Source organism: Acinetobacter sp. YH12063, from assembly GCF_013419715.1.
GTDB classification, from domain to species: domain Bacteria; phylum Pseudomonadota; class Gammaproteobacteria; order Pseudomonadales; family Moraxellaceae; genus Acinetobacter; species Acinetobacter amyesii.
In genome coordinates this window covers 57,926-78,766 of the sequence record NZ_VOZO01000007.1, presented here as the reverse complement: position 1 = coordinate 78,766, position 20,841 = coordinate 57,926, and the positions used below count along the sequence as shown (strand labels likewise).

Sequence of the window (20,841 nt, the reverse complement as noted above, 5' to 3'; positions counted from 1 at the left end):
TCGGATCAAGCGGTCTATCGTATTCAGGTCGATGAAAATGGTGATTGGTCAATAGAAAATCCAGTGGCAAATGGTGGCATGTTGATGATTGTTGTGGAAGATCAATTTGGTCAGCAATCTCCTGCGATTGGCTTGGTATTTCCATTTATTCAGACCTCGCCTGAAAATCCAAGCTATCTACTGCCGGCGCCAGAAGTGACGCTAAATACTGAAAAACTCGAAGGCAATGCATTTCAACAGGCTAAAATCATTGTTACAGCCAATGGTCAAGAGTACGTGACGTATGCCAATGAAAGTGGTTTTTGGTCGATGGATAACCCGATTCAAAATGGTGGCTTTGCAACAATCGTGGCGGAGGACAGTCGTGGTGTTCAATCGCCTGAAATCTCAATAGCTAAACTGTTTCTTGCACAACCTGAATCATCTGTTGAACTTACAGAGATTTTATTGGCAAGTGATGAGCAAAGTGAAAACCAAAATGACAGTCAAATTGAGCCGATTCAATCTGTGATCAATCTAGATACGCTTTTACAGGATGCGAATGAAGTCCCAATTGTATTGCACACCGATGAACAGGATTTGATCGCATTGGGCAGCGACGTTTCAAATCCGCCCGCTATACTTCCTGCGCTTGAATATCCAAGCTTACTCATTGAAGCTCCACTGACACCGTCTGATTGGCTTGCTTAGAAATATGAACCAGCTTCCGAGCTGGTTTTTTTTGGTTTAAATTGACAGATATAATTTTTATTTAAAAGATTTGGCAAATGAAATATTGACTCTAGCATCGTAGATTGGTGTTCTCAAAAAATAATATGAAAAAAATAACTCATCACGACAAAGGATTAAGTGGATGATATCTCTGTATATGCCTCAATGTAAACGTTTAAAGAACCCGTTATTGCGATGGATAGATCATTATTTTAAACACATGATACAGATGCTACTAACGATTTGCGTTGCCAGTAGTATTCAAGCTGCAGAACTAAACTTTCAAAAAGTTTTAGAGCAGGAAAGAGCTTGGGCGGGCTTGAGTAGTAAAAAAGTCAAAAATAATGAAATCGAATGGACATACAGTGAAGGAGGAGATCCACGAAAACCGACGCTACTGTTGCTGCATGGTTTGTCAGGCACGCGTGATAATTGGAACCGAGTTGCCCGTTATTTAACGCCCAATTATCATGTCATTATTCCAGATCTGCCGGCACATGGAGAAACTATTGTCGCAGATCAATTTGATCTATCAATTCCTAATTTAACTGAAAAATTACGACGATTTATAGATGCTGCAAAGTTAGATCCAAATTTACATATCGCAGGGCATTCGATGGGTGGTGCAATTGCCATGCTCTATAGCGCTCAGTATCCCTTAGAAGTGAAATCTTTATTGTTGGTGGATTCAGCAGGTGTCTTTAAGTCGAGCAATACAGCGTATCTAAAAGATACGGCAAAGCTTGCAGAGCTAGTGGTCAGAAAAACTGGTGATTTTGATCGCGTGATGAAGATCGTGATGCAATCTCCGCCTTTTATTCCACAAGAATTAAAAATTGGGCAAGAAAAGTTGATGATCGTTCAGTCTAAACAAACCAATAAAATGGTGGAGCAACTGCAAAAAATGGCCACCTTGTATACGCCAGAGTCCTTTGCTTTGGCTGCACGAGGCATTGATGCATCTGTGTTTATTATCTGGGGGAAGCAAGATCAGATTATCAATGTTGAAGTAGCAGAAGAACTGAGACGCTTATTTAAAAAAGCCGAAAAGCCTCTGATTTTAGACCATGTTGGTCATATGCCAATCTTAGAAGCGGAGCAGTTAATGGCGTTGCCATATTTAAAGTTTCTTTCAACTGTTCAATGAATCAGATTGGTAGAGTAGGTGTAAAAAAGCGAGAAATATCTCGCTTTTTTAAACTTAATTAGATACTTTGAGTCGATTTAAGTACGTACTTTAATTTCATAGCCAGTGTATTTTCGAATATTAATCACACCGGTATCCAAAATCAGATACTGACCTTTAATCCCTTGTAATTTTCCTCGAATAATCGGTGTTTTGTCCAAATTATGCGATTTGATTTTTTCAGGATATTCATCTACCGGGTAGATAAATTGGCGTGGCAACTCATCTTCTAGCAGTTCAACGGTTTCATTAAACTCTAAATTTTGGCTAAATTCTTCACGAATGGTCTGAATTTTTGGTGCGAATTCTTCTACCAATTGGTCGCGAATTTCGATCAGGTTGATCGGTTCTGCTTCACCTTTGAGCAATTTACGCCAATCGGTTTTATCGGCCACTTGCGTACCAAACATGACTTCAAGCTGACCAGATAAACGACGTGAACCAACTTTCATAATAGGCAAAGCTTGCGTCGCACCTTGGTCTAGCCAACGTGTAGGCATTTGACCCAATCGGGTAATCCCGACTTTTAAGGCACTTGAATTGGCTAAATAGACAATATGCGGTTGAAAGCAAACTTCATGGGCAAAATCATCTTCACGGCAAGTCCCGAGATGATAATGACAGGTTTCAGGCTTCATGATGCACATATCACAAGAAGCCTTAGTCTTCATGCATTTGAAGCAATGACCTTGTGAATACGATTTAGGTGTTTTTGCGCCGCAAGAAATGCAGTAGATATTTCCAGTGGCTTCGATTTCAATTTCTTGACCAAGGCTAAACGGTAGATCAACTTCTGAGCGATCTAGAATAAATTTATACTCAACATTTGCCTTGTGTGTATGTTGATCAGTTACACTAAGGTCTTTAAGACCTGCATGCATTTTATGGCAAATGCCTTGTAGTTCCATACGAATACTCACTTCATTATTAAGGATGCGGTCAATGGCTGAACAAAATGTCATCACTTCTATGCTAGACGATTTGTCAAAAGAGCAGCCCATTTTAACCGCAATCTGTATTGGCCAGGATCTTGAGCAATACAATCAATTTCATCCAATTCAATGGCAACATTTTAACGTAACTGAGTTTTTAAATCTGCCTTTTACCCAGCGTTTTGACCTTGGATTTGTGATTCTTGATACTGAAACGATGTTGAGTTTGGATCAGCAGCAGAAAACTCAGATGTTGGTAAAATTGCGTGATCTATTTGCCAAACGCATCGTAGTGGTGAGCAAATTACACGATGAACAATTATTACGTGCTTTAGGCTTTACTCAACTCATAGATAAAACCACGCATGAAAGTGATTTTGCTTTATGGCAGTTTAATATTTTGACTTATAAACACATTCCAGATTGGTTTAACTCTAAATTTTGGGCAAATCCTGAAAACTGGGATAAATTCCGTTGGTAACAAATACTTAGCCTGCGAGAAATTGCAAAAAATAACAAACATTTATGATAAATCTATGTTTTCCCACGTATGCTGTAATTAAGTTTATCTAGGTTTTACTGGGAAAAATAAAATGACAAATTTAAATAATATTGTTGAGATTTTAGCAAAGCAGGCCCTTGGTGGTGCAAACAATCAAAATCAACAAGGTGGCTTGGGCGGTATTTTAGGTTCGGTGCTGGGTCAATTGGGCGCAAATGCAGGCACTCAAAATACCCAAACCAATGCTCAAAACCAAGCGGGTGGTTTGGGTGGAATTCTAGGCTCTGTGTTGGGCCAACTGGGTGGTGCAGCGCAGCCGCAGCAACGTAGTAGCGGTGGTAATGCATCAACCATTTTAGTAGCAGTGTTACCTCTGGTGCTGGCTTGGATTCAAAAACAAGGTGGCCTACAAGGTGCTTTGGATAAATTACGTGGACAGGGCTTGAGCAGTCAGGTTGATGATTGGGTATCTACAGGTCCAGGTGATAATGCTGCTGTGAATAATCAACAAGTACAAAATTTATTTGATGATGCCGAAGTAGAGCAAGTTGCACAAGAAACTCAAACGCAGAAACAAGATGTGTACAGTGCAATTTCAACAGTATTGCCGCAAATTATTGACTCATTGACGCCACAAGCTGGACAAACCAATCAGCAAGAAGCGAATGCAGATATTCAACAAGTGATGAATTTGGTCTCAGGTTTTCTTAAGCGTTAATCAAAATATCGCTTTAGGTATTTGATTGAATAAAAGCCAGTGAATACTGGCTTTTTTATGACTTGAAAAATGATAACAATGTGTCACTAAGATTGTCACTAGGATGGATTAAATAGACGGTTCGATACACTGATTTTTTTGCCAATATAGTGTGATTTTTTTTGACGAATCAAAATGATTTTCGACTGAAATTCTAACTCACCAAACTCTGGCTCAACTTGCACATAATGTAGTTGACCAAACTCATCACGCACACGCGCTTGAGCTGAAAAGCCGGGACGGGCATTTCCACTAGAAATGGTTGCTAGACGACCCAGTAGGTTAACGGTTTGTTTTTTATATTTGGGCGGGACAACCTGATCCAAACAATGAATCATAAATACCGTAAAGAAAATGGCAATAATCAACGCAGGTAAAATAAGATAATAAGCAGGAACGAATTGACCTTCTTTGGCGTGGATACAGAACTGAAGTACATAGCCTGCAAAGCTAAAATTCATCAATAGGAAAAACAAAATCAGAGTCTTGGAAAATTTGACATTCAATAATGCCAATTCTTGTATGCGCTGTGGGGCGATTCTTTTTAAAACTTGGCTAGGACTAATATTGATGTAATAGCCAATGGTTTCAATCATGCCCAATAACAGTACGGCCAATAAACTTAAATGAAAGGGTATTAAGTTATAGTCTGTTAAAAATGCGGACATGGTTGTATTCCAGTGTTTATTCTTCTGTGAGGTAGATTCCACCATCAGAATGCACGTTAATGTTCACTTTTTCAAGGGCTTGACCTTGGCATGGGCCAGAAATACATTCCCCAGAGTCGACCATAAACAGTGCGCCATGTGTTGAGCACTCAATAAATTCTTGGTCACGATCTAGAAACTGATTTTCAAGAAACTCAAGTTCCACGTGCAAGTGTGGGCAGTTATTTTGATAAGCGTAAAACATGCCATCACGTTGGGTGATAAAAATCGTTTCACCTTCAGGCGTTTCGAATGATCGTGCTTCACGTTCAGGCACATCATCCGTCATGCAAATTTTAAACATTAAGCACATTCCTTCTGAAATGATTGTAAAAGCTGAGCATAGTCTTCAACTGCTAGGCGTGGACCAAACTGAGCCACAACTTCACTTGAGATCAAGATGGCAAGTTCAGCAGCCGTTTGATAGTCATGACCTGCATTCAGTGCATATAGGAAAGCACCAGCAAAAGCATCACCAGCACCATTGGTATCTACTGCGGTAACTTTACGACCTGGCACGGTAAATGTTGCGGCTTCATTATGAATTAAGGCACCTTTGGCACTCAATGTAATGACAATGTGTTTGCTTAGTGATTGCAATTTCGTAAGTGCAGCATCTAAATGATCTGTTTCTGTGTACATCAGTGCTTCTTGTTCGTTACAGAACAATAAGTCCACACCATCATCGAGCAACTCATCTAGACCTTGACGTGCATATTGCACCATTGCTGGATCAGATAAAGTCAATGCAATTTGTACATCATTGGCTTTGGCGATTTGACGTGCTTGTTTTACCGCAAGACGCGCGCTATCTGATGTTGAAAGATAACCTTCGATATATAGCCATTTCGCAGTATTTAAGCTGCCAAAATCAATTTGGCTATCAGTCAATTCAGCAGTAATACCGAGGTAAGTATGCATCGTACGTTCAGAATCAGGGCTGACCAATACCATACATGTGCCAGTTACACCTTCACTGATTGATTGAGTTGCAGTTTGGATGCCAGCGTCGTTTAAACCATTTAGGTAAATTTGACCTAAGTCATCATTACCGACACGACAACCATAAAATGCAGTTCCGCCTAAAGCACTAAAAGCAACCGTTGTATTTGCTGCAGAACCACCAGAAGCTTGACCTTTATATTCTTGAGTGGCTTTTAGATTGTTATAAAGGGCTGCTTGAGTATCGCCATCAGTCAGTTGCATCGTACCTTTTTGCAGATTGTGTTGAATTAGAAATTCGTCAGAGACTTTAAATTCTTGGTCAATAAGTGCATTACCAATTGCAAAAAGGTCAACAGTTGCCATGTTGTATGTTCACATCAAAAAAATGAAAGTGCTAAGTTTACACGAATGCTCAGGATTGCTGTAGTTTGTTGAAAAAAATTCAATTAAAGGACAAGTGTGTATAAAAATCGGGCAAATCCATTATATTTTTACATTTTTTTTGAATTAGTTGCCGTTTTAATCAGCTTTGCTATTGTGCAAATCGAAAAATTTTACTTTTATAGAGCTATAGGGTGTTCAGACTGAATCAAGATGATTTGGTCATCATAAATAGATAACAGATTAAAAGTGTGAATATATGGAAATTACGATTCGTCCAGCAGAGCAACTTCCTGCTCAAATCGAAAATATTGCTGCTTTGGCGCAGCATGAAGGCTATACATTTATACACCGTTTAATTGAAGAATATCAAAGTGGTAAAAATCGTTTTGACCAAACGGGTGAGCAATTATTGCTTGCTTATGATGGCGATAAATTAATTGCTTGTGGCGGTTTAAATCAGCAATGGGGTGATACTGGTGTAGAAGAACGGATTGGACGAGTTCGCCGTTTCTATGTGCATCCGCAGTACCGTCAGCATGGCGTGGGTAAGCAGCTATTGGTGGAATTGGAAAAGGGTGCGAAAAAGCATTTTTCTGCACTGTGCTTAAATACAGAACTTAAAAATGCTGCAAAATTCTATCAAAAGCAGAATTATGTCTATGTTGAAAGTCATCCAAATTATAATTATTTTAAATATCTAGTTTAGTTTTAAATCCACAAATAGACAGTAAATACTGTAAATGAAGCATCCGATATCGGGTGCTTTTTTTCTTGTGACAATTCTAAAAAAAGAGTGCCTTATTTTAAGCAAAAATTCATTTCAGTTATCGAAGATATAAGCATCAAAATAACTGCATTGAGTGATGCATATGCATATGCAAGTGCATGAACTACAAGACTACGTTAAAAAAGTCCCCCAGATTACCGCGCTGTTTTGGTTGACCAAAATTTTTGCGACCACTTTTGGTGAAACCAGTGGTGATGCACTGTCCATGTCCTTAAATTTGGGCTATTTACTCAGTACCTTTATTTTCGCAGGCATATTTATCAGTCTGCTGTATTTTCAAATACAGTCCAAAGCCTATAAACCTTATTTATATTGGGCCACGATTATTGCCAGTACTACGGTCGGTACGACTTTAGCGGATTTTGTAGATCGTTCTTTAGGGATTGGCTACTTGGGTGGTAGTTTGCTGTTACTGAGTTTGGTGCTCGTATCGCTTTTTAGTTGGTATCGAGTCGAAGGCTCGATCAATCCAAGCGTGGTGAATTTGCCGCGAACACAGATCTTTTATTGGTTGACGATTACATTTTCTCAAACGCTAGGTACAGCTTTGGGGGACTGGACTTCCGATAGTGCAGGATTAGGCTATAGCGGTGGTATATGGCTATTTGGTGGTTTAACTCTATTGATGGCGTTGTTGTATTTTTTTAGTCGGGTCTCAAAGACGATTTTATTTTGGGCTACTTTTGTTTTGACACGTTCATTGGGCGCTGTTGTCGGTGATTTTTTAGATAAGCCCATCAGTTCAGGTGGATTGGACCTAAGTCGCTTTATGGCTTTTTTTGTATTGTTGTTGGCGATTGTGATTTGTGTCTATTGGTCAATACGAAATGATATGCAATCCATAAAACCAGTCTAAATGTTTTAGTGCGAAAACAAGTGATTTTTAAAATTAAAGTTCAAGTTGATTAAAACAGTTGGAAATGTTGTTTCGGTGAATCTAGTTGTGATTTTTTAAGGTATACTTTGCCTAATTTAAATGAATAGATTAGGAGCACACATGACTGTAGATGTCACTGAAACCATTTCTCAAACTGTACATCCCGCGTTTCAGTTGATTCGTCAACATCATGTTGAAGCTTTAGACATTTTAGTGTCTGAATATAAACACAAAGTGACTGGCGCAGTGCATTATCACTTAGCCACAAACCATGACGAAAACGTATTTTTAGTTGCCTTCCGTACGCAGCCGATGGATTCAAAAGGTGAGGCGCATATTCTTGAGCATACAGCACTGTGTGGCTCAGAAAAGTTCCCTGTACGTGACCCATTCTTTTTAATGATTCGCCGTTCACTCAATACGTTTATGAATGCGTTTACCGCAGCGGATTGGACGGCTTATCCATTTGCAACGCAAAACAAAAAAGATTTCCAAAACTTGTTAGAAGTTTATATGGATGCTGCTTTTGCTGCGAATTTGAACCCGCTTGATTTTGCGCAAGAAGGGATTCGTATTGAGCTAGAAAATGGCGAAGCTGTATATAAAGGCGTGGTATTTAATGAAATGAAAGGTGCAATGAGTTCACCTTCAGATCAGTTGTATCACCAACTTGCCCATCATTTATTCCCAGAAACAACTTATCATTACAACTCAGGCGGTGATCCGAAAGACATTCCTGACTTAAGCTATGAAGAGTTGGTCAGTTTCTACAAATCACATTATCACCCAAGTAATGCGGTGTTTATGACCTTTGGTAATGAGCCTGCATATAATTTACAAGAACAGTTTGAAACGCTTGCTTTGTCTAAATTTGAAAAAGGTCAAACGCTGTATTCAAAACCTGAGCGCCGCTTAACTGCGCCTGTAACTGTAACTGAAACGTATGCAGTTGATGCTGAAGACCTCAAAGACAAAACATATCATGTGCTTTCTTGGTTATTGCCTGAAGCAAGTAATATTAAATTACGTTTAGGTATGCGTTTGGTTGAGGGGGTATTGCTTGAAGATTCTGCTTCGCCATTACGTCATTACTTAGAAACCTGTGGTTATGCACAGTCTACTGGTCCATTCATGGGCGTAGATGACTCAAACTATGAAATGACGTTCTACTGTGCAATTCAAGGTTCAAACCCTGAGCATGCAGAACAATTTAAAAATGGCGTGTTTAAAGTATTAGAAGACGTTGCGGCTAAGCCTGTTGATCCAGCTTTAGTTGAGGCGATTTTACATCAGATTGAATTGCATCAGCGTGAAATCAATGGTGATGGTACACCATATGGCCTAAGCTTAATTCTGAATGGTTTAAGCAGTGCGATTCACCATTCAGACCCTGTAGATGTTTGGGATGTGGATACGGCCATTGAACAAGTGAAGGAAGAGTTGAAAGACCCAATGTGGTTATCTAACTTAATCAAAACCTACTTGCTTGATAATCAACATCGTGTGCAATTAACTTTGGTTCCAGATGCTGAAAAAAATGCGTTGGAAGCGGCAGCAGAAAAAGCACGTTTAAAAGAAATTGATGCGAACTTAACTGAAGCGCAAAAAGCAGAGATTATTGCGCAGACTGAAGCACTGAACATTCGTCAAGATACCCCAGATGATTTGAACCTATTGCCTAAAGTAGGTTTAGAAGACGTTCCTGCACAATTACAGATTGTACAAGGTCAATTACGCGAAATTATCAGTAATGGCTTGGATACGCCGTTAAATCTTTACCACGCAGGCACCAATGGTCTTTACTACCAACAAGTTTTGATTCAGATTCCTGATGAAGTGGTGCAATCGCCGTATTTCAATCTCTTATCGATTTTGATGGGTGAAGTTGGTGCAGGTGAATACGATTACTTAGAGCTACAACAGTTGCAAACAGCTGTGAGTGGCGGTTTAGGTATGGGGGCATCGCTGCGTTCAAAAGTGGATGATAAAGGTCAAATTAGTGCTTGGCTAACGTTGACCACTAAATCATTGGTGAATAATCTTGAAGCCATTCGCTTATTGAAATTGGCTTTTGAACAGCTACGTTTTGATGAAAAAAATCGTATCGTAGAGTTATTGCAACAACGTAAAGCACGTTGGCAGTCACGTGTATCTGGTTCTGGTCATAGTTATGCAATGCAAATTGCAGGTCGTCAACATAGTGCATTGGCGCTACGTGATTATCATAATACAGGCCTAGGCGCGCTGAACTGGTTGTCAGAACTTGTCAGCAAAATTGAGCAAGACGAAACGGCTTATAATGCCTTGATTGATGAGCTTAAGTTAATTCATAACCGTTTGCTTAAAGCACCAAAACAATTCTTGGTGGTGTGTGAAGAACATCATTCAGACCGATTGGTTGAGGAAGTTCAAACCATTTGGGATAAAGTGGCGATTGATGATAACCCACATGCTTTAACTCAAGTGAATTTTGCAGATAGCAACAATGACGAAGCTTGGCTCATTCAAGCCAATGTTCAGTTCTGCGCTTCAGCATATCCTGCGGTGGAAGTGTCACATCCAGATGCAGCACCTTTAATGATTTTGGCGGCTTATTTGCGTAATGGCTTCTTGCATAGCGCGATTCGTGAAAAAGGTGGTGCTTATGGTGGTGGTGCAAGCTATGACGGTAATGCATGTTCATTCCGTTTCTATAGCTACCGTGACCCACGTTTAGCTGAAACGTTTAAAGATTTTGACGCAAGTGTGCAGTGGCTACTGAATGCTGAACAACAACCGCATCAGCTAGAAGAAGCAATTTTGGGTCTAATTGCCAGCATGGATAAACCGGGTTCACCAGCGGGTGAAGCCATTACAGCTTGTTATGCTTTATTGCATAAACGCACGCCAGCTTTCCGTCAAATGTTACGTGAACGTCTGTTGAATGTGACTTTGGAAGATCTAAAACGTGTTGCTGTGGCGTATTTGGTTGAACAACAACCGACAAAAGCTGTGGTTGCACCGGTGGCTAAGCGAGATGCTTTGGTTGAGCTTGGTTTCGAAATAAAACAAGTGAATTAAAACAAAAAAGGGGTTTTTATGGCGTTCAAATCTCTTGAGCGTACGACATTGCAACTGAGCCTCATTGCGCTCAGTTCAATGTATGTCAGTACTGTAAATGCACAAAATGCGGATGTGGCTGCTAAGCCTGCAACCGCAGAAGCATGTGTGGCACTTGAGTCAAATGCAGAGCGATTATCGTGTTATGACGCTTTGTTTAAAGTGCAACCTGCTGAAAAAGAAATGTTGGTCTCTGAGCGTCAAGCCGCACAAGAAATTAAGCCTGAACCGACAGAGAAACTAACTTTCAAAGAAAAAGTCAGTCATGCGTTTACGGACCGTTTATTTGCTGTAGAAGCACCGAACCTCAATCCAAATCTTTCACTATTGGATAGTCGTTGGGAGCTTTCTCCAGAAAGTAAATTGGGGACGTGGAATATTCGTGGCTATCAACCTGTGTATTTAATGCCGGGATATTGGACTTCGGATAAAAATGAACGTCCATCAAGCCCGAATGAAAACAACACGGTACAAGCCGATCAGGAACAAAACCTGAAATCGATGGAAGCCAAATTCCAATTGTCATTAAAAACCAAAGCTGTTGAAAACTTATTTGGTGATAATGGTGATATCTGGTTGGGCTATACCCAGTCTTCTCGTTGGCAAGTCTACAATGAAGACGAATCACGACCATTCCGTGAAACCAACTATGAGCCTGAAGCCAGTCTGGTTTTTCGTACCAACTATGAACTCTTGGGTTTGAACTGGCGTATGCTGGGCTTAACTTTTAACCATCAGTCTAATGGGCGTTCTGATCCTTTATCGCGGAGTTGGAATCGTGTCATGTTAAATCTTGGATTTGAACGTGACAATTTTGCACTGATGTTACGTCCTTGGTATCGTTTCGAAGAAGATACCAAAGATGATAACAACCCTGACATTACCGATTATGTGGGACGTGGGGATTTAACAGCGTTTTATCGTCATAAAGATCATGACTTTAGTTTGATGTTACGTCATTCATTGAAAGGTGGTGATGATTCACATGGTGCGGTGCAGTTCGATTGGACTTTCCCAATCAATGGTAAATTACGCGGCACAGTTCAATTGTTTGATGGCTATGGTGAAAGCCTGATTGACTATAACCATCGGGCAACCTATGTCGGTGTCGGTGTGTCATTAATGAATTGGTTTTAATGATTGCTCAATAATTAATTTACGGACGTAAAAGTAATTTCGCATTTTTAAGATGCTTTTAAGTCTAATCGACGGAGTCTTATATCTAGGGATTGAATAAAGGGATTAGCCTTCGGCTGGAGGTACTTTTGTTTAGGCAAAAGTACCCAAAACCATTGTCATCCGCAAAACTCGCTCTCTAGCGTCTATTTACTTAAAGTATCGCAAAAACATTTTTGATTAGAAGTCATCCTGTCTCAAACACTTGCGGATGACCTTACCGCGTATCGTTCTTTCATTTGAATCAAATTACGCTACTGATGTTACTATGTAACATCAGTAAATAAAAAAACCATGCTATGGCGTCGTTTTTTTTATGGCGGAGAGAAAATGTACAAATCAACCGATTTGGATCTCAGAAGGTGGGTGTTTTAAGCGACTCTTCTTCGGTGTAGCAATCAGATAAGCCAGTGTTAAGGGGCCAAGACGGCCTGCGAACATTAATAACATCAGGGCGACTAAACTGGCGGGTTGTAAGTCACTGGTAATGCCACGAGATAGACCAACGGTGCAGGCAGCGGATACTGCTTCAAAGAGTAAGTCTAAAAAGCGTTTGTCAGGCTCTAGTAATAATAGACTGAAAAAACCAATGAAAATCAACGTTACTGTAATGAAAATTACCGCTAATGCTTTAAAGGTGGTTTTTTCTGAAACAGAGTGGTTAAACACACGCAGTTCATCTTCACGTCTTAAAAAACTGACCACACTGAGTACAACAATAATAAACGTCCCGACTTTGATGCCACCAGCTGTACTGAGAGAACCACCACCAATAAACATCAGTAACATCGTTACGAGTGATGATGCATCGCTCATGCTTTCCATAGGTAAGCTGTTAAAACCCGAAGAGCGTGGAACCGTTGCATGGAACCACGCGTTGAGGGCTTGGTCACCAAGTGACATCGTGGCTAAGGTCGCAGCATTATTGGCTTCTAATAACCAAATGGTGATGAAGGCAAAGACATTTAAACCTGCAATAGTCGATAAAATCAGCTTGCTATTGGTACTGAGTTTTTTCCAACTTTTATTGCGCTTAATGTCCATTAGTACCAAAAAGCCGATACCCCCAATAATGTAAAGCATACTGATGGTAAACGTAATGAAATAACGGTCAGCAAAGCTCATTAAACTATTAGGAAATAATGAAAATCCACCATTATTAAATGCAGAAACACTATAAAAGGCAGCATAAAACAGGGCCTGGTTAAAATTGTATTCTTGCATCCAAGCGATGGTCAAAATAACCGTTCCCACCATTTCAAAAAATAGCGAATAAAGCAGTACGCCTTTGATGGTCATGGTCACTTTGGCAAGGCTGGTTTGTCCAATGGCTTCTTGAGCCATAATTTGTTGTTTTAGCCCAATTTTAGGGGACAAACTCATAGCGGCCAATATCGCAAAGGTCATAAAACCGAGACCACCGCATTGTAGTAACCCCATAATCACGACTTTACCAAACACCGTATAGGCTTCGCCGACATTTACAACTGAAAGTCCTGTAATGGTTACGGCAGAGGTCGCTGTAAAGAGGGCATTGATCCAACTTAAATCGCCATGATGTGAATATGGGAGCTTTAACAGCAAGGTGCCAATGATAATTAGCCCAAGAAAACCCAATGCCAAAATACTGGGTGGGCTAAGATTAATGGTATTACGCTGTTTATTGTGCAGTTTCATGTTTTTCTACTGTCATCTTGCGCGATTGTGTGCAAATAGACACGACGCTGATTACAAAGTTGCTTTAAAGTGTTTAGCCAGTCGACGTAAATGTTCGAGTAAACCTTCAACCACTAAAATATCGCCTGTTTGTAAAATCAGGTTCGGATCTAAACTATATTGAAGCTGGGTGCCACGTTTATGCAAAATCGCCTTCACTTCAGGGACATGACCCATTATTTGATTTAGACGCGTGCCTTGTTGTGATTCTTTAATTTCAACTTTCACCAAATAATGATCATCTTCGAGCACCATGTAGCGACTCACCATCGGATAACTCAGTGACTGGGCAACACGGACGCCCATATCTTCTTCAGGATGGATGATTTTGCTGATGCCTAAATGGGTTAAAATCATGTGATGCGCTTTGGACTTGGCTTTGGCCCAAATTTTGTTGATCCCCATGTTTTTAAGATGGAGCACACATAAGATGCTGGCTTCAATATCTTCACCAATTGCGACTACGACTGCTTCACAATTTTGAATATTGAGTTCTTGTAAAACGTGTTCATCTGTTGCATCAGCAATCACTGCATGGGTTAGTTGGTCCGAAATACTTTCAACAAACTTTTTGTTGCTATCGATTCCAATGACATCGTGTTTTAAACCCATGAGTTCAGTGGCTACAGTTGCGCCAAAACTTCCTAAGCCAATCACAGCGAATTGTGCCATGCCGTATTCCTAAATTATTCTAAAGTTATTGAATATGTTGATGTTAGCTTGTTCAGCCTAGAGCGGCTATGAAAATTTACATAATCCATCTAAACCGAAAAGTTTTAATTTTTAATTTCTTCAGCGTTTTGATAGGCATAAAGTTCAGCAATATTGGGACAATTATCCATAACTTGTTGGTATTTAAAAATTTCATAGCCTAGTTTATTTTTTAGAATATATTGAAATTGATGTTGATCTTCTTTAATGACATTTAGAGTGGCTTTACGAACGAGCTCGGAATTGTTCTTTAAACGGTTTAAGCCATCGCATGAAAATTCACGGATAATGGCTTGAACAGATTCGGGAGCGGTTTGATCACTTAGCTCATCAAAGCGAATATATACAATGTAATTTGGATATTGATTCAACATTTCAGCCTGCGCGGTATAGCCGTAAATATTTTCTAGATTTTGCGTACGTGACTGATTTGGAATTTGTTTCATACTTTGACGAATCTTATCTTCCTCTTGCTTAAGTTGATAAGCCGGATATGCATAAAAATATCCACCTAAACCCACAATGACGATCATAAATAAGGCATAAAAATTCAATTTTAAATATCCATTTTGTTTTATTTTCAATGGATTATAGGGTGTGGTGAATTTAACAACAATGACGGCGTTGATGAATTAAATTGATGAATATATTCTTTTTGATGTAGAAAAGAATTGATGCAAATAAAAAAGCTGGAATCTAGATTCCAGCTTTTTTATAAAAGTCTCATTTATTTCAAGAAACGTTGATAACCCAGATTATTGGTAATCTCAACATATGGGTAGTTAATATTTTCCAATGTTTCAATCAAGCCATCTGGGTTTTGTTTCGCATCTGTTGCTTCCATACCCACCAATACACGACCTTCAGCAGCACCGTGGTTACGGTAGTGGAATAGGGTGATGTTATGGGTCGGACCAAGACGTTCTAAGAAAGTCAGCAATGCGCCTGGACGTTCGGGGAATTCCACGCGGAATAAACGTTCATTCTCGATATCTGCATGACCGCCAATTAAATAACGGATATGCAGTTTAGCCACTTCATCATCAGAAAGATCGTCTACATCGTATTGGAATTTTAAGGTTTCAAAAATTTCCTGACGTTCTTTTTCGCCATTTTTGAGACTGATACCCACAAATACTTGAGCGGCACTTGAGTTGCTTGCGCGGTAGTTAAACTCAGTGATGTTACGGCCTTGTAGTGCACGGCAGAATTTAAGGAAAGAACCTTTTTCTTCTGGAATGGTCACAGCAAAGATCGCTTCTTTACGTTCACCAAGTTCGGTACGTTCTGCAATATAGCGCAGACGGTCAAAGTTCATATTGGCGCCGCATACAATCGACACCATATTCTTGCCTTCTAGACCATGCTCAGCAACATACTTCTTAATACCTGCAAGCGCCATTGCACCTGACGGTTCAACAATGCTGCGGCATTCATCAAAGGTATCTTTAATCGCTGCACAGATTTCATCGGTATTTACTAAAATAACATCACGCTCAACAATTGGGCCTGAGTTATCTGATTTTTGTAGCTGAATCACTTCAAATGGTTTTTCACCAATTTGTGCAACCGCTGTACCATCGGCAAAAAGACCGACAGATGGCAGAATGACACGTTCATTGGCTTCAAAGGCTGCTTTTAAACATGCTGATTCATCATATTCAACAGGAATGACTTTAACGTGAGGTGCCACATCACCTAAGTAAGCGGCTACACCGGCAATAAGACCGCCACCGCCTACAGCAACAAATACATAGTCCACATCACGCCATTGACGAAGAATTTCATTGGCAATGGTTCCTTGACCGGCCATAACGAGTTCGTCGTCATAAGGTGGAATAAAGGTCATACCTTCATCTTTTGCACATTGGATTGCGTATTTATTGGCTACATCAAAAGAATCGCCATGCAGAACCACTTCACCGCCTAAGCGTTTAACCGCTTGTACTTTAATGTCTGGTGTGGTTTTAGGCATAACAATAATGGCGCGAATACCCAACTTTTTACCAGATAATGCCACGCCTTGAGCATGGTTACCTGCAGAAGCAGTAATAACGCCACGTTCCAACTGAGATTTCGGTAATTGACTAATACGGTTGTAGGCACCGCGTAGCTTGAAAGAAAAGACAGGTTGTAAATCTTCGCGTTTAAAGCGAATGTTATTGTTTAGTTTTTCACTAATTCGTGGCGCTGCTTCGAGTGGGGTTTCGATTGCAACGTCATAGACCGTTGCCTGTAATATTTGTCGAACCAAACGAGACAGCATGTTAATTTTCCATCTAACAGTTTAAAATAGGGGTTTATTGTAACAAACCCCTGTACATTTGGGCTGAAAAATCAGCGTCTAATGTCAAAAAATAGTTGAGCCAAGTTATGAGTCTGTATGCAACCCAAGATGAAAAGAAACAAGCTGCCGCAAAAGCTGCGTTAAAGCATTTGCCAAAGGGCGGTATTTTGGGTGTTGGTACAGGAAGTACTGTGAACTTCCTCATCGAATTATTGCCAGAGCTTCAACTCGAAGCTGCTGTTGCAAGTTCTGAAGCAACTGCACAACGTTTGAAAAAATTAGGCATTGAAGTGGTTGATATGAACCACGTTGGCGGTTTAGATGCCTATGTGGATGGTGCAGATGAAATCGACCGTCATATGCACATGATTAAAGGCGGCGGTGCTGCACTGACTCGTGAAAAAATCGTGGCATCTATTGCAAAAAAATTCGTTTGTATCGTTGATGACTCTAAATGGGTTGAGCAATTGGGTCGCGAATTTCCACTTCCTGTAGAAGTGATTCCAATGGCACGTTCTGCTGTTGCGCGTAAAATTGTTTCTTTAGGCGGTGACCCAGTTTACCGTGAAGGTGTTGTGACTGATAACGGTAATGTAATTTTAGATGTTCATAACCTAAATATTTTGAATGCGTTGGAACTTGAAAAAACCATCAATGATATTCCTGGTGTAGTGTGTAACGGTATATTTGCATTAAACAAAGCAGATATTGCGGTTGTAGCAACTGATAATGGTATTGAAGAGCGTACTGCGGTTTAATAGGCTAATATTTCCCTCTCCTTTTAGGAGAGGGTTAGGGAGAGGTTTCTTTTTAATAGCTTCCTCATCCTAACCTTCTCCCAGAGGGAGAAGGGATTCCTAATATATTTTTGAAGATATTTAAAATTCAATTTTATGCATTATTAATAAGCTTTTAAAAAGAATAAATGACACCAAACCTTCCTGAAATTCAAATCACTCGAAAATTACGTGCCACACGCTTAAGACTGCGTGTAGAACCAACGCAAATTAAATTAACAGTTCCTCAGTTTTGCACGCAGCGCCAAGTTCAAGATTTTCTGAAACAATCTGAACAATGGATGATTGAAACATGGCAGAAGCAGCAGGAAAAAACAGGGCAGATTGATAAAACGCTTCCAGCAGAATTAAAACTCTTTAATTTAGAACAGCCTTTACAGGTTGTGTATCAAACGCAAAAACATTCATTTATCTTGGATGAAGAAAATCATCAGCTTTTCATCAGTGACCGGCAGCCTGAACAATATTTAAAAAGCTTTGTGATTGCTTATGCCAAAAAGTATTTACCGATTTATTTAAAGCAAGTGAGCAGTGAAACAGGCTTGAAATATGGTAAGTGCTCGATTCGTCAGCCTAAAACTCGCTGGGGGAGTTGCTCTGCAAAGCATGACATTATGCTGAATAGCGGCTTGGTGTTGTTCCCATTGGAAATCACGCGTTATGTGGCTGTACACGAGTTAGCGCATACTCAGCATTTTGATCATAGCCCAAACTTTTGGGCAGAAGTTCAAAAACATGATGTTCATTTCCAGCAGCATCGGAAAATACTAAAAATGACGGCAATGCCTTGGTGGTGGCTGGAAAAATAGGGGTATACAAATGAGTTATAAAATTAAAATACTGTCTCAAGATGAGCATGTGGAAGAATCACTTTGGATTGAAGTTGATGGAAAAATATTAAACGTTTTTTGTAGTGATTATAATTTTGTTTTCAACGTTAATAGTATTTATCATGTTGAATTAGAATATGAAATATTTAATGAGTATGTGCCCGAGATAACAGATAATTCACCTCAATTTAGAAAAATTGATCAGTCTTTTACTTATGAAATTATTGGGATGTTAAATAACGGAAATTTATCAGTAGGAGATATCTTTTTTAAAGATGAAATTCTATTAAGTGAATACGGGTATTTAGACAATAAAATAATTAGTTTAAAAGTAGATCGTATTAAACTTTATTTTGACTAGATAACTTATATTTACTAATCGCTACTTAGTTTCTGTAAAACTAGCTTGAAGCAGTTTGTGGAGCACTGTTGTTTTTTTTATAAATTTACCGTTTATGAAGAAATAAACCCAAGCAAAACAGTTCAGAAATCCTCAACTTCCTGTCATACTACGCAGTCATCAAATGGATACTTTGAATAGAGGTAATGAGCGTGATTTCAGTAGGTATTGTCGGCGGTACAGGTTACACAGGTGTTGAATTACTGCGTATTTTACTGCGACACCCAAATGCAGAAGTGAAAGTTTTAACTTCGCGTACTGAAAATGGCCGCCGTGTGGATGATATGTTCCCAAGCTTGCGTGGACATACAGACCTTTGCTATTCAGATCTAAATATTGAAGAACTAAAACAATGTGATGTTGTTTTCTTTGCGACGCCGCACGGTGTAGCAATGAAACACGCAGAAGAGTTAGTTGCTGCAAATACTAAAGTGATTGACCTTGCTGCTGACTTCCGCTTGCAAGACTTAGCTCAATTTGAAAAATGGTATGGCCTCGACCATGCATGTCCAGAGCTATTAAAAGATTCAGTTTATGGTTTGTCTGAATTAAATCGTGAAAAAATTCAAAAGGCTTCAGTGATTGGTAACCCAGGTTGCTACCCAACAACTGTTCAGCTCGGTTTAGCGCCAGTATTAAAAGCTGAAGGATTAGTGAAACCTGAAAGCATTATTATTGATGCAAAATCAGGTGTGTCTGGTGCAGGTCGTAAAGCCAGCCTAGGTATGATCTATTCTGAAAATGCAGATAACTTTAAGGCATATGGAGTTGCAGGTCACCGTCATCATCCTGAAATTGTAGAAGCCTTAGAAAATATTTCAGGTCAAAAAGGTGTGTTTAACGAAATTTTATTCGTACCGCATTTGGTACCAATGATTCGTGGCATGCTCAGCACTATCTATATTGATTTGACAGACGCAGGTGCTTCTGCGGATTTACAAAGCATATATGAACAGTTCTATGCCAATGAGCAGTTTGTAGATGTTATGCCGGCAGGTAGCTCACCTGAAACACGTACTGTGCGTGGTGCGAACCAATTACGTATTGCGATTTGCAAACCTCAACCGAAAAAATTAGTGATTTTGGTTGCTCAAGACAACTTGGTGAAAGGTGCAGCAGGTCAAGCCGTACAAAATATGAACTTGATGTTTAGTTTTGCTGAAAATGCAGGACTTCAAGGCATTGGTTTATTACCATAAGAAACGATTTAAAACTTCACACACATTTAAAACTGGATTTAAATGTGTGCCTTGAGTGAACTAAAAATAAGAGATGACGATGTCGAATACAGAATCTAATTTCAAGTCAGAACCTGAAAACAGTGAAAAAACGCCTTTTATGAAGACGAATATGCCACTGGCGATTGGTGCAGTTGTACTTGCATTGAGCAGCGGTTTTCTCGGATATAGTATCGGTCATCGTCAGGGCTTAACTGTGGTCGGATATGATGCAGATGCAGAGCAACTGGTTGATGTGGTGCAAAAGCAAAAAAATGAATTAGCAGGCCTGAATAAAAGTTTGAATGCGGCAATTCAAGAGCGTGATGTCGCTGTAAGTAATTCAAATGATTTATATTTGGCTGTTAAAAAAGCACGTGATGATCAAGAATTAACCGGTAATTTGGGTGTTTTGTATCGTGAAGTATTGCGCCAACGTGGTGGTATGCCGCTTGCAGTACAACATTTAGCGATTAAACCGTTACCTGAAAATGCGTATGAATACCAACTTGATCTCGTTCAAGTAAGTCCGTCAAAAAGTAATGTGTCTGGAAGTGTTGAGCTGCGTCTAATTAAGGGTACAGAAGTACTTGCAGTGCCTTTAGAAGACAAAAACTTTAACTTTAGCGAAAGTGAGCGACTCACTGGACGTTGGACCATGCCAAAAGGCTTTAGTCCAGACTTTATTGAAGTGCGTTTAACCGGTTCTAAACCCGTTATTCGCCGTTTTAGCTGGTCGAAAGGTCAGCCTGTTGAAAATCAATCTGCCTTCCTTTCAGAAATTCCTCAAACTGAAGCAAGTGCAAACTAAGTGTGAAAC

21 protein-coding genes are annotated in these 20,841 nt (G+C 39.7%); 13 read left to right on the top strand and 8 right to left on the bottom strand.

Annotated elements, in window-relative coordinates; all coding sequences use genetic code 11:
- The first annotated feature begins 78 nt into the window (after positions 1–78).
- Positions 79–690 (top strand): hypothetical protein, encoded by a 612-nt coding sequence (locus FTU12_RS09460; protein ID WP_180022148.1) that lies wholly within the window; start codon positions 79–81, stop codon positions 688–690.
- A gap of 250 nt (positions 691–940) precedes the next feature.
- The gene (locus FTU12_RS09455; RefSeq protein WP_373684146.1) at positions 941–1,858 is read left to right on the top strand and encodes an alpha/beta fold hydrolase; all 918 of its coding nucleotides are present in this window, start codon (positions 941–943) and stop codon (positions 1,856–1,858) included.
- A 77-nt stretch (positions 1,859–1,935) separates the two neighbouring features.
- Here the strand turns inward: FTU12_RS09455 and FTU12_RS09450 are convergent, their stop codons facing one another.
- Complete coding sequence (locus FTU12_RS09450) at positions 1,936–2,805, bottom strand: DUF2797 domain-containing protein (RefSeq protein ID WP_078189198.1); 870 nt, start codon at positions 2,803–2,805, stop codon at positions 1,936–1,938.
- A 34-nt stretch (positions 2,806–2,839) separates the two neighbouring features.
- On the opposite strand from FTU12_RS09450, the gene FTU12_RS09445 reads away from it, so the two are divergent.
- A complete protein-coding gene (locus FTU12_RS09445) occupies positions 2,840–3,310 on the top strand; it encodes a DUF6231 family protein (protein ID WP_180114243.1) in 471 nt (156 codons plus the stop codon).
- Between the two features lie 112 nt (positions 3,311–3,422).
- Entirely contained in the window at positions 3,423–4,049 is a 627-nt protein-coding gene (locus FTU12_RS09440) for a YidB family protein (protein ID WP_180114242.1), read from the top strand.
- A 98-nt stretch (positions 4,050–4,147) separates the two neighbouring features.
- Here FTU12_RS09440 and FTU12_RS09435 read toward each other — a convergent pair whose 3' ends face one another.
- Genes FTU12_RS09435 through FTU12_RS09425 form a run of 3 tightly spaced genes read right to left on the bottom strand, consistent with a single transcriptional unit; the run spans position 4,148 to position 6,103 of the window.
- Positions 4,148–4,756, bottom strand: a complete 609-nt coding sequence (locus FTU12_RS09435) for an OB-fold-containig protein (RefSeq protein WP_180114241.1) — start codon at positions 4,754–4,756, stop codon at positions 4,148–4,150.
- A gap of 16 nt (positions 4,757–4,772) precedes the next feature.
- Positions 4,773–5,099, bottom strand: coding sequence for a Rieske (2Fe-2S) protein (locus FTU12_RS09430; RefSeq protein ID WP_180004656.1), 327 nt, complete (start codon positions 5,097–5,099; stop codon positions 4,773–4,775).
- Positions 5,099–6,103, bottom strand: a complete 1,005-nt coding sequence (locus FTU12_RS09425) for an adenosine kinase (RefSeq protein WP_180114240.1) — start codon at positions 6,101–6,103, stop codon at positions 5,099–5,101. Before FTU12_RS09425 ends, FTU12_RS09430 begins: the two co-directional genes overlap by 1 nt.
- 277 nt (positions 6,104–6,380) lie before the next feature.
- Between FTU12_RS09425 and FTU12_RS09420 the strand changes: the two genes are divergently transcribed.
- The 4 genes from FTU12_RS09420 (at position 6,381) to FTU12_RS09405 (ending at position 12,024) form a co-directional block, all read left to right on the top strand.
- Positions 6,381–6,830, top strand: a complete 450-nt coding sequence (locus FTU12_RS09420) for a GNAT family N-acetyltransferase (protein WP_078188654.1) — start codon at positions 6,381–6,383, stop codon at positions 6,828–6,830.
- Positions 6,831–6,993: 163 nt separating this feature from the next.
- Positions 6,994–7,767 carry a hypothetical protein gene (locus tag FTU12_RS09415; protein WP_180114239.1) on the top strand — a complete coding sequence of 258 codons (774 nt, stop codon included), beginning with the start codon at positions 6,994–6,996 and terminating at the stop codon, positions 7,765–7,767.
- Positions 7,768–7,908: 141 nt separating this feature from the next.
- Positions 7,909–10,848: an insulinase family protein gene (locus FTU12_RS09410; protein WP_180114238.1), complete on the top strand. Its 2,940-nt coding sequence runs from the start codon at positions 7,909–7,911 to the stop codon at positions 10,846–10,848.
- 18 nt (positions 10,849–10,866) lie between these two features.
- Positions 10,867–12,024 (top strand): phospholipase A, encoded by a 1,158-nt coding sequence (locus FTU12_RS09405; protein ID WP_180022830.1) that lies wholly within the window; start codon positions 10,867–10,869, stop codon positions 12,022–12,024.
- Positions 12,025–12,402: 378 nt separating this feature from the next.
- Here the strand turns inward: FTU12_RS09405 and FTU12_RS09400 are convergent, their stop codons facing one another.
- The 4 genes from FTU12_RS09400 to ilvA all read right to left on the bottom strand — a co-directional run bounded on the left by FTU12_RS09400 (position 12,403) and on the right by ilvA (position 16,756).
- Positions 12,403–13,740 (bottom strand): TrkH family potassium uptake protein, encoded by a 1,338-nt coding sequence (locus tag FTU12_RS09400; protein WP_180114237.1) that lies wholly within the window; start codon positions 13,738–13,740, stop codon positions 12,403–12,405.
- Positions 13,741–13,791: 51 nt separating this feature from the next.
- Positions 13,792–14,451, bottom strand: coding sequence for a TrkA family potassium uptake protein (locus FTU12_RS09395; protein WP_180065508.1), 660 nt, complete (start codon positions 14,449–14,451; stop codon positions 13,792–13,794).
- A gap of 104 nt (positions 14,452–14,555) precedes the next feature.
- On the bottom strand, positions 14,556–15,023 hold the full coding sequence (locus FTU12_RS09390) for a hypothetical protein (RefSeq protein WP_218955936.1): 468 nt from the start codon (positions 15,021–15,023) through the stop codon (positions 14,556–14,558).
- 194 nt (positions 15,024–15,217) lie between these two features.
- The gene (gene ilvA, locus FTU12_RS09385; protein ID WP_180114235.1) at positions 15,218–16,756 is read right to left on the bottom strand and encodes a threonine ammonia-lyase, biosynthetic; all 1,539 of its coding nucleotides are present in this window, start codon (positions 16,754–16,756) and stop codon (positions 15,218–15,220) included.
- A gap of 107 nt (positions 16,757–16,863) precedes the next feature.
- Here ilvA and rpiA point away from each other — a divergent pair, with 107 nt between their 5' ends.
- The 5 genes from rpiA (at position 16,864) to FTU12_RS09360 (ending at position 20,832) form a co-directional block, all read left to right on the top strand.
- Positions 16,864–17,535 (top strand): ribose-5-phosphate isomerase RpiA, encoded by a 672-nt coding sequence (rpiA, locus tag FTU12_RS09380; RefSeq protein ID WP_180114234.1) that lies wholly within the window; start codon positions 16,864–16,866, stop codon positions 17,533–17,535.
- A gap of 167 nt (positions 17,536–17,702) precedes the next feature.
- Entirely contained in the window at positions 17,703–18,383 is a 681-nt protein-coding gene (locus FTU12_RS09375; RefSeq protein WP_180114233.1) for a SprT family zinc-dependent metalloprotease, read from the top strand.
- 10 nt (positions 18,384–18,393) lie between these two features.
- Positions 18,394–18,765, top strand: a complete 372-nt coding sequence (locus FTU12_RS09370) for a hypothetical protein (protein WP_180114232.1) — start codon at positions 18,394–18,396, stop codon at positions 18,763–18,765.
- 185 nt (positions 18,766–18,950) lie between these two features.
- Entirely contained in the window at positions 18,951–20,003 is a 1,053-nt protein-coding gene (gene argC, locus FTU12_RS09365) for an N-acetyl-gamma-glutamyl-phosphate reductase (protein WP_180084340.1), read from the top strand.
- A gap of 79 nt (positions 20,004–20,082) precedes the next feature.
- A complete protein-coding gene (locus tag FTU12_RS09360) occupies positions 20,083–20,832 on the top strand; it encodes a hypothetical protein (RefSeq protein ID WP_180114231.1) in 750 nt (249 codons plus the stop codon).
- Positions 20,833–20,841 lie beyond the last annotated feature (9 nt).